Here is a 14,709-nt window from a genome sequence, read left to right on the forward strand (position 1 = left end):
CCGATACACTGTTGTATAAAAGAGACGGTTTGTCAGAAATTTATTTCAAATTATGTCGCATCCAGCTCCAAACGCCCTCTTACACCCCTGAAAAAACCGGTTTTAATACACCCTTTGGCATAGACCTTGCTTATATAGGACCAAGAGGACTGGACGAAGCTCCGGAACAAACGGTCGAATTCGATCCTCTTGAATACGAAAAGCGAACCTCGATGTGACCCGGGCAGTCCTTTCAAATAGGACTTTCCTGTGAAATCGAAAATGCACAACTATGAAAGAAACCATATATAGAAGATCCATACAGGATACAGTTAGAATCAAAGGGATCGGGCTTCATTCCGGAAAGGAAGTAAACTTAGTCGCCCATCCGGCCCCATCTGGTACAGGAATCGTTTTTGAATATCGAAAAGGTCAGGAAAAAGCCTCGATCTCGGCAGAACTGAGTAACGTCGTAGATACAAGCAATGCAACCACGCTTGGAGACGGCCTTTATCGAATCCAAACAGTAGAACACCTGTTAGCCGCGGTTTACGCCTTAGGACTGACCGACCTCATTCTTGAAATCGACGCTGTCGAAGTTCCGATTATGGACGGCTCTTCCCTTCCATTCTTACAAGCTCTGGAATCCGCTGGAATCGTAGAATATCCTGAAATCGTAGAACCGATTTACGTACAAAATCCACTCTGGGTTGTGGACGGGGATAAATACCTTGTTCTGCTTCCAAGCGACGAACTCAAAGTAACCTATACGATCGACTTTCCCCATCCTCTTCTCAAAGGACAGAGTATTACGATTTCTTTGGATAGAGATAAGATCAAACAAGAGATTCTTCCCGCAAGAACCTTTGGTTTTTTGAAAGACGTAGAAGCGCTTCAAGCCAGAGGATTGGCGATGGGCGGATCCTTAGACAATGCGATCGTCCTGACCCAAGACGGATATTTAAACCAACAACTCCGTTTTGAAAACGAATGCGTGCGCCATAAGATTTTGGATCTCTTCGGAGACATTTCCATCGCGGGTCGCCCGATCATCGGTCATTATCTCGCATCGAAAGCCGGACACGCCCTCGATATTTCCATGGCGAAATTGGTGATGAGTAGCGTCACCGGAGACGAAATCAGCAAATACAAAAGCAGAAGAACTCCTCTTTTCAAAAGAAAAGCGATCGTCGTTTAAGAATTCTTTCAACTTCCGATTTCGACCTCTTTTTTTAGGGTCGAGTCGTATTCCCGCAGAGTTTCGGCTTTTTTAGAAAAGAATTGTCAGATTCTTCTTTTCGAGAATTCTGTAGTCGAGTTTTGCTCGGAAATCAACTCTATCAATGATCCCCTCTAAACGGACAGTTTTTCCCGGAATCACCGCTTTCCCGGGAAAACTATACGGTAAAGTCCTCAAAACCGGAAAAAAGAGGAATACCATTCTAACCGGGACCTACGTCCATGAATCCGCCAAAGAAGAAGAAATCGAAAAATTCAAAACCGCATTAGAAGAAAGCCTCGAAAGCCTTCGCATCCTAATCACTTCCGTAGAAGCCTCCGGTCCAGACCACAAAGAAGTTCAGGAAATTTTAGAAACCCAAGCGATGATCTGTTCGGATCCGAGCCTTTCCACCTCGGTTCAAAAAAGAATTTTGGATCTGGGAGAAAACGCGATTCTTGCAGTTCAAAACGTAACACACGAAATCTCAGAGAAATTCCGAGCCATGGAAAGTGAATTTTTTCGTGAAAGGGTCGATCACTTTCATGACGTCTCTAATCGGTTGATCGAATTCATTGCAGGCAAAAAGGAAGAGGATTCTTTTTTGTCCGGTTTGAAAGAGGATCTGATCTTGGTCGCAAGAGAACTCACTCCGTCTCAGATGATTCTTATGGACAAATCGAGAATCCGCGGAATCGCCACCGATCTCGGCGGAAAAACGGGGCATATGGCGATCCTCGCGAGGAACTATGGAATTCCTACGGTGGTCGGTTTGAAAGATTTTTCCACCTATGTAAGAGACAACGAATTCATTTTTCTCGATGCGGAAGCAGGACACGTAGTTCGTTTTCCGACTTTGGAAGAAGTCAAATACTACGGTTTTTCATCCACATACCCGGTCGAAGAAAACGAAACAAAAAAAATCAGAGCCGTAAGCAAAGACGGAATCCGAGTCAAAATCAAATGTAATTTAGAATCAGAACTCGACTGCGAACAGGCGATTCGCTCCGGTGCAGAAGGCGTTGGCCTCTTTCGAAGTGAATCCCTATTCTTAAAATACCAAGACAGCAACGTTTCCGGCGAAGAACAGTTCCGCGCGTATAAGGCGATCGCTGAAGGAATGGAAGACAAACCCGTTACGATCCGAACCTTCGATATCGGAGCGGATAAATTTTCTACGGGAGAAGAAGAGGAGAATCCGTTCTTGGGAAATAGAGGAATTCGATATTCCCTTTCCAATCCGGAGTGGTTCAGTGAACAACTAACAGCGATTTTGCGAGCCTCGGCTTTCGGGAATGTAAGCATTCTACTTCCGATGATCACCGGCCCGGCGGAAATCATCAAGACCAGAGCCTTACTGGAAGAATGTAAACGCAAACTCAGCGCTCAAAAAGAGAAATTTAATAAGAAAATTAAGGTCGGCGCGATGATCGAAACCCCCGCCGCGGTCTCTGCCTTGGATCTGATCGCCAGAGAAGCGGATTTTTTCTCAGTGGGAACGAACGATCTTCTTCAATATATCATGGCTGTGGATCGAAATAATATCCACGTTTCTTCCCTCTACAATCCGTATCACATCGCCTTTTTACGCGCGCTCATTCGAATCGTAGAAGTCTCAAGGGATTATGACAAACCTCTGGGAATCTGCGGGGAACTCGCTTCTGATACGAACTTTACGATCTTCTTGATCGGAATCGGAATTCGGGATCTTTCGGTATCGATCCCGTTTTTGAATCCGATACGAAAAATCATTCGTTCCATTTCGCTCCATCAAGCGGGAATTCTGGTGAAAAAGATTTTAGAACTTTCCGAAGAAGAAAACTACGAAAATATCGAAGCCTTTCTTTTCAGTAAACACCTCAGTTAGAAATTTCTTTTTCCAAAATCAAGAACACGAAAGAATCCCAGACTTTTTCCTTCTCCTGAAAAAAGACAGGACCCAACGTTTCCTTATCTTTCTTCAAACAAAGATACGAATGTTTATCGGTACGAAGATAAAATTTTCCGGTGGTTCCAGAAAGAAGCTGAATCAGATCCTTTAATAATTTCGGAAGATTTTTTTCGTTTTCGGGTAACGAGACTCCGGTCATGAGTATTTCCTGATTCTCCCAGGTTCCGGAAATGGTCACGGCTTTGGGATTCCATTCCTCGAATAACTCCTTTTCGTAAGTCGCCAACGCAGGATTCAGGATCGTATGAATTTCGGAATTCAGCGTGAGAGGGAATTCTTTTCCTACCACTCTCGGTATAAATCCTTCCGTTCGAAATTGTTTCCAATTTTCAAATCCTTCTATTCTAGAAAGTCCTCTTATAAACCCGGGAGTGAGTCCACCCACCGTAATCGCATTTTTGGAAAGATTGGCGTTCAGAATCGAGCGCATACATAAAAATCCCAAGTTGTAAGGGGAGAATTGGGAAACCTGGGAAAAGTTCCAAACCTCGTTCTCTCTCATGGGGGAAAGATAGAGATTGTCCAGTGCGTATAAATCTCCGTGCCCGGAAGGGGAAAATACGGAAGATTTCTGGATTTGTTTCTGAGTGCCGGCCATATACTGTTCCTATCGGTACGGCTCTTCATTCTCAGAAGAAATAAAAAAGCCAGCTTTTTTAGGGCTGGCTGATTTCAGTTCGAAAAATCGAAAAATTCTAATCTTGGTTTGTCGCGTAGATTTTTTTGATCTTGTCGATGTATTTCTCAGTGATCACGTGACGTTTCATTTTCATCATATTGTTCAATTCCTCACCCACTTCAAAAGGTTTGGAGATGATGATAAATGGAGTCACTTGCTCAAAGGATTTGAATCCGTTTTTCGTATTATTGAGCGCCTTGATCTCTTTTCTATAAAGATCGTAGACTTTCGGATTTTCGATCAGCTTTTCGTTGCTCGGCTCGTTGATTCCGTTTTCTTTCGCCCATTCCTGGAGTTTTTCAAAATCCGGAACGATGATCGCACCTAAATTTTTCTGATCCTGGCCGATCACCATACACTGGCTGATATACGCGGATTCCTGAAGTTTGTTTTCGATCGGAACCGGTTCCACGTTTTCCCCGCCTAAGAGAACTACGGTGTCTTTTGCACGCCCGGTGAGAGTTAGGGTCTTTTTGAAGTTGATCATCCCCATGTCGCCGGTGTTCATCCATCCGTCTTGGATCGCTTTGGAAGTAGCCTCTTCGTTTTTGAAATATCCTTTCATCACTTGAGGTCCCTTGATAAAGACGACACCTTTGAGACCAAGTTTTCCTTGAGAAACGTTTCCGTCCTCATCGATCTCTGTGAGAACGACATTGTTGTCGTTGCGGATCTGGAGTTTTGTTTTCGGAGCGACCACACCCACGGAACCGATGATCAATTTTTCAAAGGTTCTCACGGAGATTACCGGGGACGTTTCGGTCATTCCATAACCTTCCAAAACGTTGATTCCGATGTTTCCAAAGAATTCGTCTACGTGCCTTGGAAGAGCTCCTCCGCCGGAAATCGAAGCTTTGAGTTGCCCACCCGTAGCCGCTCTGATCTTGGCAAGAACGATTCGATCCAGAGTAAAGCTATTGAGGAACACTGCAAGTCCTGCGATCGTATAGAGAGGCGAACTTAAAAAATAAAATTCGGTTCCCGCGAGAAAGGCGCCTAACGCACCCGCGATGACGGTGAGCGTGAATGGACCTGTCAGGAGAAATTGGATGAACATGAGAATTCCGTAGAAAAAAGAAGTGATCGGACTTCTTCCATGATAGTCCACTTGGATTCCAGTTAAAAAACGAACCGCTTGGTTTTTCTTACTCGAGAAAAAATACGCGAGTTTGAAAAGTCCTCTGCGAAGCGCCGGAGTCTGAGCAGGATCGTTGATTCTCGTATAAATTCCGTTATAGATGTTTTCCCAGAGTCTTGGTGCAGAACCCATAAACGTCGGTTTAACCGTCGCCAAGTCCTGGCGAAGGTCTCTAACATTCGTGTAATAGGTCGCCGCTCCGAGTCCGAGACAAACGTATTCGACTACTCTTTCGAAAACGTGCCAGATCGGAAGAATGGAAAGAAGACGTGCATTCGGTTGGATCTTCAACATCGGGCTGACGTGGTTCACTTGGTGCATCATGTTGGAATGTTTCAACATAACACCTTTGGGAAGTCCCGTAGTCCCGGAAGTATAGATCAGAGTGAAAAGATCGTCCGGTTGAATCGCGGAGATTCTTTCTTCCGCTTTTCTAGAACCACCTTCTCTGAGTTTCTTTCCTTTTTCGATGAGGTCCTGCATTTTCAAAACGCCTGGGGCGGTGCTCGCAGGATCCATCAGGATGATGGTCTTCACATTGGTAAGCTGTGATTTGTTTCTATTAAACTTCTCGAGCATCTTATCGTTTTCGATAAAAACGACTTCGACTTCCGAGTGATTGAGAATATAAACGATTTCAGAATCTGTAATATCAGTTCCGCGTGGAACGTCGGCGGCGCCGGTCAGAATCACACCATAGTCTGCGATGATCCATTCGATACGATTATCTGCGAGTAAACCTACTCTCTGTTTTTGTTGAACACCTAACTCGATCAAGGCTTCCGCAAGATTCAAACCTTGCTCGTACACTTGACCGTATGTAGTAGGATAATAGTCCTTCTTGGAATCTTTTGAAAAGAACGCCGGTAGGTCCCGGAATTTTTCCGCAGATTCACGAAATAGCTGGGCTAAGTTTTCCGCCATGAAACTCATTCACTCCTGATATCTTTAGTTCAATACAACTTAGGAATTCCGGCAAGATCCTGCCGGCAAGTATTCAAAATTAAATATCGAAGCTCAGAAATAAACCCTTTTTTTTCTACCGTATTCGAGAAGCTCTTATTTATTCATCATGTTATACAATACTATGGTGCAGTGAACCAATTAGAAAAACTTGCCCTGAGTTTCGGATAATCCCGTTCCTGAATTCCATATTGAATTTTCAGAAGTTTACCGGATGGGCTGAAAACCAATAGCGCCGGTTGCCCTTCTACCTTGTATTCGTTTATCAAAGCGAAGTCCCGATCGATTAAGAACGGATAGGTCATCCCGAATTCCTGAGCGGCTTTCAAATGTTCCTCTTTGCTGTGTTCCGGCTCGGTATTGATCCCCAAAAGAACCCCATTCTTCCCTTGCAAATCTTTGGAAAGTTTTTCCAAAACGGGAACGGCTTCCTTACAAGGTTCGCACCAAGAAGCCCAGACATCCAAAAGTAAAACCTTTCCCTTGTAAGCCAAGAGATCCACGGAATTACCGTCCGGATCGGAAAGTTTGAGTTTGTAGAGAATCGATTCTTCTTTCGAAGAATGACAGGCAGAAAGGAAAATTAAGAAAAGGGTAAATACGATCCGAATTGAAAACATCTCCATACATCTTCTTACATCGGAAAAGAATGTAAATGGAAAAAATCTTTCCAGCCAAGGACCTCCTTTGAAACTGGGATGACACCCGTGAACCCCGTCTTTTACAATTACTTCTCCGGTCCGGAAGAATTCTTAACGTATCTAAAGAAAGATCGATTCGGAGGTTCGGGAATGATCTCCACTCCCGTTGCAAAAGAACCGTATTTTTCCGAAACCAATCGAAAAGCAAAACTGGAACTTCAGGAAAATCAGATTCTTATTTTTTTAAAGGGAAAAGAAACCGCTAAGAATTTTACGATTCCACTCAACGGAAACTCTAAAACGAATCTCCTCGAATTTCTGCCCGATTATTTGAGTTTTAAGAACGAAGAGGATTCTTTTACGATTCGACTGCAACCTTTGGATCGGGAAAGGATTCATCTTCAGATCGATTCGAAAATTGGACTTGAGTTTTCGGGAACCCTAACGAGGCTCAGCGGGTGGAAGAAATGGTTTTAGAACGTAACACGTCCCGAATCTGATCGGCGATCGTCTTCGCGGCAACACTTCTATAGAATTTTCGAAGATCCACTTTTTTCCCTGCGTAAGGCTTCTTTGAATAATCCAGAAATGCCTTTACCCAAAGATCCCGTTCTAATTTTAGATATTGAATCTGGTTTCCACCGATTTCTCGAAAAACGGAAAGATCAGTAACGATCGCAGGTTTTTGCAGACTCAGAGCTTCCAAAAGAGGAATTCCAAAACCTTCATACAAGGAAGAAAACAAAAAGAGGGAACATTTTTTGTACATATGGGCGAGTTCCACGTCGGAGGGACTTTCGATCCAATGGATTCCCAATTTTTTACTTTCGGGGCTTCGGAGTGTTTCGATAAATTCGGGATTTTCCCAACCTGCTTTTCCTCCGATCACCCAAGCGAACTTCTGACTCGGCTTTACAAATTTTGAATATTCCAAATAAGCATTGTACAGGAAGGTGTAGTTTTTTCGAGGTTCCACGGTGGAAACCGAAAGAAAGTATTTTTTAGGAAGGGAATCGATCCTTTCTCCCGGCTTTTTTTTGAGAAGTCCTTGGAATTCGGAAAGTTCGATTCCTGGATAAACAACTTGCATTCTTTCAAGCGGGATATGAAAGAATTCCGCGACTTCGTCTCGGGTGGATTCCGATATCGGAAGCAGTTTATCCGCACGTTGTACGGAACGCGAAAGATAGAATTTCTGTTGCAATCGAGCCAAGGTTCGCATCGTATCCGGGAAACGATACGCGACTAAGTCGTTGTATGTCAGAACAGTCGCCGTCTTTTTGGAAAGAAACGGTGGAAATACCTGTTGTGTTCCCCAAAACAAATCGAGCTGGATTTTACGAAGTTGGAGAGGAAGCGCGATCGCGAAATAAATCCCTCCTTTTTTAGAAAGAATTCCCTCCCCTTTGATAAATCGAATTCCGGGCAACTCCAGAAGATTCGCATAACTCGGATGAAGATCTCTGTGGGAAAAAAGATAAAATTCAAAACTGGGATCCTTTCCCAGATCCAAAAGAGCGCTGTGGATCATCTTTCCAACGCCGGATACCGGGGTCGAAAAAGGTCTGGCGTCCACGCCGATTCTGATTTTTTGTATTATATGTTTAGAATATTCTTTTTTTTTCATATAGATTTCCCCGATCAGGTCCAATCCCTCAGACTGGATTGAAAATATCCCTTCGAAGTTTTCCAGAGAAGATCCAAAGATTCGGAATGTCCCGCGATCAAACCCTCTCCCCTTCCGGAAGCGGTTTGAAACCGATACGGTTCGCCGGATTGAATTTCGAGATCGGTTCCCCCCGATGCCCGTACCAGCGCTATTCCCGCGCAAACGTCCCATTCGTTTTTCGGTTTGAGGGAAATGGAAATGGAAGCAATTCCAGCGGCTACGAGTCCTAACTTATACGCGATTGAACCCATAGCGGAAAATTTCCAATCCGCGGGAATCATACTCGGTTTAAAAAGCCCTTCTCTTTCTTCCGTTCTGGAAATCAGAACCGTTTTTATTGGAGAATTAGAATGTAATTTTTTTGAAAACCGTTTCGAATCGATTTTATAAGAATCCGGTATTTCCGAAAACTGAATGGAATCCACTCCTAAACTTTCGGCTCCACAGATCAACTCGCCTGTGACAGGATTCAAGATCACACCCAACACGGCCTTGCCCTTAACGGATAAACCAAGGCTGATCGCAAATTCAGGATTCTTATGAACGAATTCTCGTGTGCCGTCGATGGGATCCAGGATCCAAGCCGCGGTCAGTTCGGTGATATCCTTTCGTTCTTTGTCTTCTTCCGAAAGAACGGGAATCTTCGTGAATTTTAGACTTTCCGCGATAAACGCTCCCGCTTTGAGATCGGCCTCGGTGACGGGATCGTTCCCTCCCTTATCCGTGACCTTAAAATCGGAATGATAGATTTCTAATACGATTTTTCCCGCTTCCAGAACGGAATCAATCGCGGGCTGTAGATATTGAATCGAATCCAAAAAAGAAAATACTCAGGAAAAATGAATCACTTAACGGGTTTCGATTCCGGAGTGGTTGCGCTTTCTTTGTGAGGGTCGTCTAAGTTTTCCGGACGGATATAAAAAACCTCATTTTCAGGAGTCTGAAGATAGATTTCCGGATCCATTTTATAACTATAGAAAAAGAGAAACTTCTTATACTTCACATAAACAGTGTAAGTCCCTTTTTGAGGTTCATACAACATCGTTTCCGCATTGAGATCCTTTGTGATCTCCTTGTATTCGAGGTATCTATGATGGAGCGTATATTTTACCGCAGAGAGCAGATTTTTTTCGAGCGTTGCCTTTTTAAAAGCGTCCGAAATTTTGATATTTTTGTTAAACTCTTCTACTTTGTTGAATTCTTCCACAACACCTTGAGACTTTCCGGCGTAAATTCCGGAAGTGGTAATGAGAAGTAATAAAGATATCGCGAATATTTTCTTCATCTGGGTTTCCTGTCTGCTACTAGTATCGGATTTCGGGGAAGTAAACTTACCCCTTCCTTATAATTTCTCAAGCGGAGTATAGGCAACAAAAAAGTTCTTCTCCACGTTCCCGAAACGAATCGCGACCTTGGTATTCTTTTCCTTTCCCGAAACCGTTAAAATCGTGCCGATCCCGAATTGTTTGTGTTTTACCCGATCTCCTGCCTTCAACTGGAGATTGTCCGGTGAAGGCGGTTCGGAAAAACCGGAATCGAATTCCTCTTCCGTTTCACGGATCTTAGAAGCGAGGGGCGGCCCCTGGGGACGTCTCGCCGTGCGCTCTCTCGTCGCAAATTGCTGTTCTCCGAAACATTCTTTCGGAACCTCCGCCAAAAACCGAGATGGAATTCTGTCTTCTACCTTTCCAAATTTACGGGAAGTTCTACAAAAACTCAAATACAAATCCTTTCGAGCCCGAGTCAGAGCGACGTAAAAAAGGCGACGTTCTTCTTCGTCTCCAAAGTGAGAATCTTCCAGACTCATACTGTGAGGAAAGGTGCCCTCTTCCAATCCGGATAAAAAGACGATCTGAAACTCGAGTCCCTTCGCGTTATGCACCGTCATAAGATTCACGTAGTCGGTCAGTTCTTTCGTATCTTCCTCACTCGTGAGAAGACTGATCTGGTTGAGATATTCTTCCAAGGAGGGAGAATCAGAATTTTTCTCGTATTCTTCGATCGAGTTTACGAGTTCTTGCAGGTTTTCCAGACGAGCGATCGATTCTTCCGTTCCTTCTTCTTTGAGATAGGACATGAGGCCGGAGCGATTCAAGAGTTCGATCGCAATTTCGGAAGGAGAAGAACCTTTTTCGGTCTTTTCGATGAGGTCGCTAAACAGATGAAAGAGCTCTTTGCCCTTTGCCTTCGCCGCTTTCTTTAATGGAATCTCTTCCCTTCCCAAGGTTTCCAAAAGGGAAATTCCTTTTTCGAGGGAGAATTCGCGGATCTTGTCGATTCCGGAATCCCCAATTCCCCGAGGCGGATAGTTTACAATTCTGAGGAGGGATACCGAATCGACCGGATTGGAAACAACGTTTAAGTATGCGATAAAGTCCTTGATCTCGGCTCGATCGAAAAACCGAAAGCCTCCGAAGATCTTATACGGTATTCCGAGATTGCGAAGAGCTTCTTCGAAGTATCTGGATTGAGAATTCGTTCTGTAGAATATTGCAATATTCTTATATTCCGTTCCGGAAGAATACGCTGACCGGATTCGGGTGATGATTCCGTGCGCTTCCTCGGACTCGTTTTGGAACTCGGTGAGAACCACCGGAGAACCCTTCGGGTTGTTTGTGAAAATTTCCTTCTGTTTGCGTTGTGTGTTGTTCGAGATGACGCGTGATGCGGCGAGAATGATGTTCGAAGAGGAACGGTAATTTTCCTCGAGTTTGATCACGGTCGAATCCGGAAAATCCTTTTCGAAGTTGAGAATGTTCGCGATATCCGCGCCCCTCCAGGAATAGATCGATTGATCGTCGTCACCCACGACGCAGAGATTCTTTTTTTCGCCCGTGAGAAGAATCACGAGTTCGTATTGGACCTTGTTCGTATCCTGATACTCGTCGACCATGACGTATTCCCATTTGTGACGATACTTCGAAAGCGCATCCGGAGATTTTTGCAGGAGTTGAACCGTCTTCCAGATGAGATCCCCGAAGTCGAAAGCCTTGCTTGCTTCTTTTCTTTTTTCGTATTCTTTATAAATCGCGGAAACGTTCTTAGAAAAATCGGTCCGTCCTTCCTTTTCGAGATAAGCTTCCGGAGACAACATCTTATCTTTGAGACCGCTGATATAATTTCCAAGCATCGACGGCTTGTAAAATTTTGGATCAAGAGAAAGGTCTTTCACGACTTGTTTGAGAAGTGATTCTTGCAGAGTTGTATCGTAAACTGTGAAACCGCCGGCGTAACCGAAAAACGAAGCTTCTCTTCTTAGGATATAAAGACAAAGTGAGTGAAACGTTTTGATCTGAAGATTGGCGGGTAAGAATGGAACTAAGTGTTTGACTCGTTCCTGCATTTCGGCGGCCGCCTTGTTCGTAAACGTAACGGCGCAGATTCTATCAATCCCGTGATTGATAAGAAGATTCGCGATTCTATGAGTGATCACGCGTGTTTTGCCCGAACCCGCTCCCGCTAAAATCAGGACTGGACCGGAAACTTGGAGGACGGCTTTTTTTTGTTCTTCGTTTAAACCTTCGAGGAGAGGATCCACGGTCAAAACCTATAATCTCCGATCCCGAAGACAAACTGAAACGCGTTGTCGGAATCGAATTTTGTGAAAGGGTGATCCGCGACTCCGGTGTATTTTAGTTTTTGTGCGAAGTAAATCCGAAGTGGAAGAACCGGGATTTGAATCCGAAGACCAACCCCCCAGGAGAATCGGAACTTATCGAGCGCGATATTGTTTCCGGAAAGAACGAGGTTCGCAGGATTATTCAATTCTTCATATGTATAATCCGCTTTTCGAAGAGCGGTCAGATTGTAAGAATTCGTAAGCGCATAACCGACGGGATCCTTCTGTTGTGCTTCTAAAATACGTTGATCATACGTCGTAAAAAGATCTCTTCGAACACCTTGCGCACGATTCACTTCTTCGTAAAGCGCTCCCGCGTCGAAGAAGGTTACGAGCCAGAGTAAACTTGGTTCGATCGGAAATCGAAGTTCGGATCCGAAAATCATACGACTCGCGGCCCCGTCCCTCCACTCGGTCGGGTATTTTGCATCGTTATAAAACCAACCCCGAAGCGATTCGTAACCGCCGAGGAATTGTAAGTCCTGCAACTGGATATACGGATTTTGAATTGGATCCTGTTTTCCGTACGACGGAACCCTTTGGAACGTAAAAAGGGAAGAACTTCTGAATTCTTGAACGACTCTCCAACGACGAAGCGCGTTGTTTCTAAACAATCCGAAAAGACTATAATCGAACCAAGTATGATAGTATTCCGCTAAGATACGATACTGGTCAAAATGGGACTGACCGCCTAACAACTGACCAACGTTATCCACCTGAAAAAGAAGGTCGTAACCTTGAGTCGGATTAAAGACGTTATCACGAATATCATAGGCAAGACCGTTAGAAATCTGGGAACGGAACTGCCAACCTCTTCGAACTTCCGCGAGAACCTGATCGGAAACGAGGGAGGATGGATTAGTGGAAGCATAGATACTCGGAGAGTAACGGTGGAAGTGAGTCCAGTTGATAAAAATACGATGTCCGATCCCGACCGTAAAACCGACCCCGTCCCGAGAATAGATCGCCTGTTCTTTGATCGACTGCTGGTTGTTGTTTTCCGTAATGGAAACCGCTCCTACGTTGTAAATCCTTGAGGAATAAAAAAGGGAAAGCGAAAGAGACCAAGGTTTATTGTAGAGCCAAGGTTCCGTCCATGTCACCTGGAACAATCTTCGATAGGGACCGAACTCGATTCTTCCGGATATTTTTTGCCCGGTTCCGTTGAGGTTGTTTTCTCCCACTTCGGTAAAGATGGAAAAACCCGTGATCGTTCCGTAACCGCCCCCCATAGAAACGGTTCCCGTCGGCTGTTCGAGAACTTCGATGATGAGGTTCATCTTCGTCTGATCGGAACCCGGCCTCATGTTGAAGTTGACCTCTTTGAAGTAGCCGAGGTTATAGATTCTTTCCCGAGAGCGGTTTACGAGAGAAGAATTAAAAAGATCGCCTTGTTTGAAGAGTAATTCTCTTCGAATCACCCGATCTTGAGTTTTCTTGTTTCCTTTGATAACAACGTTTTCAACATACGCCAAGTTGTTTTCGCGGATATTAAAATCTACGTGAACGAATTTTTTTCCGTGTAACTCGGGTTTGGTGTTATAGAGTTGTCTTAAACGTTTGATATGAAGTTGAGAATATTCGGTCTCGCAGACTTTTCTTTCTTCTTCCGTTTTACGAGTGTAACAGTTTTCGTAGTATTCTATATTTTCGCGATCGAGCGAGATTACCTTTCGTCGAGGAATTACCTGAGCGAAGAGATATCCTCTTGAACTATAGAGTTCGTTCATGGTTCCTCGATCCCGCATAAAACGAGTTTCATCGAAGAGAACACCCACGTCTGCGTCGCTATAGTCTAAGTTCCGCTCCAGTTCCTTGACTGGTAAGAGAGGCTTTAACTCTTCCTTGGGGGTTTCGGGAGGGTTGTTTTCTTTATTCAAAAAGAGAGGTCTTCCTTCCGCGTCCAAGGTCTTATCGTGATTGAGAGTATAACCGTTGAAGAAATAGACTTGTCCTTCCGAAATCTTGATATTTACGATGATCACCCTTCGATCTTTCTTTTCCGGATTTTCCCAGTGGATTTCCCAGTTGGTACCTTCGCGCATGAGTTCCGCGTCTAAATAACCTTTACTTTTGAGATACGCGATGATCGTATCTTTATCCTTTTCGAAAGAAGATTCTTTAAAATTTCCGCCTTCAAAAACTCCCTCTTCTTTCATTTCCATCACGGAAAGAAGTTCGGAAGTTTCCACGGATTCGTTCCCATAGACGTTGATCTTGGATACGGGAATCTCTTCTCCTTCGTCTATGATAAATCGAACGCGAACAAGATTTGTTTTCGGATCCGGTTTTCCCAATTCTACTTTTACATAAGCGAGAAAAAAACCTTCGTCCCTGTATTTTTGTAAAATCAGATCTCTGGATTTTGTGATTTTTTGAGGAGTAATGACTTCATTGTCTTTTAGAGGAAGTTTGTCGCGTAGATCCGCTGGAAAAACCTCGTCAGCGCCGACGAATTCGACTTCTTTTACACGCGGCCTTTCTTTTAATTCAAATACGACCCGAACTCCGTCGCCCAAGTCTTCCGCTTGGATGTCAACGAAGTAGAAAAATCCCGAATTAAAAAGTGTCTTTAGATCCTTGTCTAAAACTTTTTTTGTAAGTTGTTTTCCGATTCGCATATCGATCATCGATTCGAGATCGCTATCCGGTGTGTTTTTATTTCCCTTGAACTTAACTTCCTTGATCACCTTTCCGAGGTAATCGCTTCTTTTGGAAAGAAGTTGAGTCAATTCGCCTGAATAGAATAAAAGTCCAAGGAGGATGGCTAAAATAGATCCTTTCAGAATGAGGGAAAATGTTCGTTTCAACTTAAAGACTGAGCCACCAGATATTTGCTTACAGAATCAAA

Annotated in this window: 12 protein-coding genes; 4 read left to right on the plus strand and 8 right to left on the minus strand. The window is 44.0% G+C overall.

The features are described 5' to 3' along the window. The first annotated feature begins 29 nt into the window (after window positions 1-29). The 3 genes from DLM75_RS11555 to ptsP all read left to right on the plus strand — a co-directional run bounded on the left by DLM75_RS11555 (window position 30) and on the right by ptsP (window position 3,065). Complete coding sequence (locus tag DLM75_RS11555) at window positions 30-218, plus strand: hypothetical protein (protein ID WP_147456628.1); 189 nt, start codon at window positions 30-32, stop codon at window positions 216-218. Between the two features lie 53 nt (window positions 219-271). Beyond that, window positions 272-1,177, plus strand: coding sequence for a UDP-3-O-acyl-N-acetylglucosamine deacetylase (gene lpxC / locus DLM75_RS11560; RefSeq protein ID WP_118968677.1), 906 nt, complete (start codon window positions 272-274; stop codon window positions 1,175-1,177). Window positions 1,178-1,322: 145 nt separating this feature from the next. Further along, the gene (gene ptsP, locus DLM75_RS11565; RefSeq protein ID WP_118968678.1) at window positions 1,323-3,065 is read left to right on the plus strand and encodes a phosphoenolpyruvate--protein phosphotransferase; all 1,743 of its coding nucleotides are present in this window, start codon (window positions 1,323-1,325) and stop codon (window positions 3,063-3,065) included. Here ptsP and DLM75_RS11570 read toward each other — a convergent pair. The 3 genes from DLM75_RS11570 to DLM75_RS11580 form a co-directional block, all read right to left on the minus strand. After that, window positions 3,058-3,747 (minus strand): LIC11631 family protein, encoded by a 690-nt coding sequence (locus DLM75_RS11570; RefSeq protein ID WP_118968679.1) that lies wholly within the window; start codon window positions 3,745-3,747, stop codon window positions 3,058-3,060. The two genes, ptsP and DLM75_RS11570, sit on opposite strands and share 8 nt — an antisense overlap. Before the next feature lie 97 nt (window positions 3,748-3,844). After that, window positions 3,845-5,890, minus strand: a complete 2,046-nt coding sequence (locus DLM75_RS11575; protein ID WP_118968680.1) for an AMP-dependent synthetase/ligase — start codon at window positions 5,888-5,890, stop codon at window positions 3,845-3,847. A gap of 161 nt (window positions 5,891-6,051) precedes the next feature. Continuing rightward, window positions 6,052-6,549: a TlpA disulfide reductase family protein gene (locus DLM75_RS11580; RefSeq protein WP_118969155.1), complete on the minus strand. Its 498-nt coding sequence runs from the start codon at window positions 6,547-6,549 to the stop codon at window positions 6,052-6,054. An 87-nt stretch (window positions 6,550-6,636) separates the two neighbouring features. Here DLM75_RS11580 and DLM75_RS11585 point away from each other — a divergent pair, with 87 nt between their 5' ends. Next, window positions 6,637-7,047 (plus strand): hypothetical protein, encoded by a 411-nt coding sequence (locus DLM75_RS11585; RefSeq protein WP_118969157.1) that lies wholly within the window; start codon window positions 6,637-6,639, stop codon window positions 7,045-7,047. Here DLM75_RS11585 and DLM75_RS11590 read toward each other — a convergent pair. The 5 genes from DLM75_RS11590 to DLM75_RS11610 are packed head-to-tail and all read right to left on the minus strand — an operon-like array spanning window position 7,022 to window position 14,668. Then, window positions 7,022-8,197: a glycosyltransferase family 4 protein gene (locus DLM75_RS11590; RefSeq protein ID WP_118969156.1), complete on the minus strand. Its 1,176-nt coding sequence runs from the start codon at window positions 8,195-8,197 to the stop codon at window positions 7,022-7,024. The two genes, DLM75_RS11585 and DLM75_RS11590, sit on opposite strands and share 26 nt — an antisense overlap. A 14-nt stretch (window positions 8,198-8,211) precedes the next feature. Continuing rightward, on the minus strand, window positions 8,212-9,057 hold the full coding sequence (locus DLM75_RS11595; protein ID WP_118968681.1) for a 3'(2'),5'-bisphosphate nucleotidase CysQ: 846 nt from the start codon (window positions 9,055-9,057) through the stop codon (window positions 8,212-8,214). A gap of 26 nt (window positions 9,058-9,083) precedes the next feature. Next, window positions 9,084-9,524: an LIC11625 family surface-exposed protein gene (locus DLM75_RS11600; RefSeq protein ID WP_118968682.1), complete on the minus strand. Its 441-nt coding sequence runs from the start codon at window positions 9,522-9,524 to the stop codon at window positions 9,084-9,086. A gap of 57 nt (window positions 9,525-9,581) precedes the next feature. Further along, complete coding sequence (locus DLM75_RS11605; RefSeq protein WP_118969158.1) at window positions 9,582-11,777, minus strand: ATP-dependent helicase; 2,196 nt, start codon at window positions 11,775-11,777, stop codon at window positions 9,582-9,584. Window positions 11,778-11,779: 2 nt separating this feature from the next. After that, window positions 11,780-14,668, minus strand: a complete 2,889-nt coding sequence (locus DLM75_RS11610) for a BamA/OMP85 family outer membrane protein (RefSeq protein WP_167731757.1) — start codon at window positions 14,666-14,668, stop codon at window positions 11,780-11,782. Window positions 14,669-14,709: the final 41 nt, after the last annotated feature.

Source organism: Leptospira stimsonii (assembly GCF_003545885.1).
Classification (GTDB): domain Bacteria; phylum Spirochaetota; class Leptospiria; order Leptospirales; family Leptospiraceae; genus Leptospira; species Leptospira stimsonii.

Bases quoted from the DNA above. Each gene is read 5' to 3' on its own strand.
- DLM75_RS11600 (WP_118968682.1), bottom strand. From the start codon at position 9,524: ATGAAGAAAATATTCGCGATATCTTTATTACTTCTCATTACCACTTCC.
- DLM75_RS11590 (WP_118969156.1), bottom strand. From the start codon at position 8,197: ATGAAAAAAAAAGAATATTCTAAACATATAATACAAAAAATCAGAATC.
- DLM75_RS11570 (WP_118968679.1), bottom strand. From the start codon at position 3,747: ATGGCCGGCACTCAGAAACAAATCCAGAAATCTTCCGTATTTTCCCCT.
- lpxC (WP_118968677.1), top strand. From the start codon at position 272: ATGAAAGAAACCATATATAGAAGATCCATACAGGATACAGTTAGAATC.
- DLM75_RS11580 (WP_118969155.1), bottom strand. From the start codon at position 6,549: ATGTTTTCAATTCGGATCGTATTTACCCTTTTCTTAATTTTCCTTTCT.
- DLM75_RS11575 (WP_118968680.1), bottom strand. From the start codon at position 5,890: ATGGCGGAAAACTTAGCCCAGCTATTTCGTGAATCTGCGGAAAAATTC.
- ptsP (WP_118968678.1), top strand. From the start codon at position 1,323: ATGATCCCCTCTAAACGGACAGTTTTTCCCGGAATCACCGCTTTCCCG.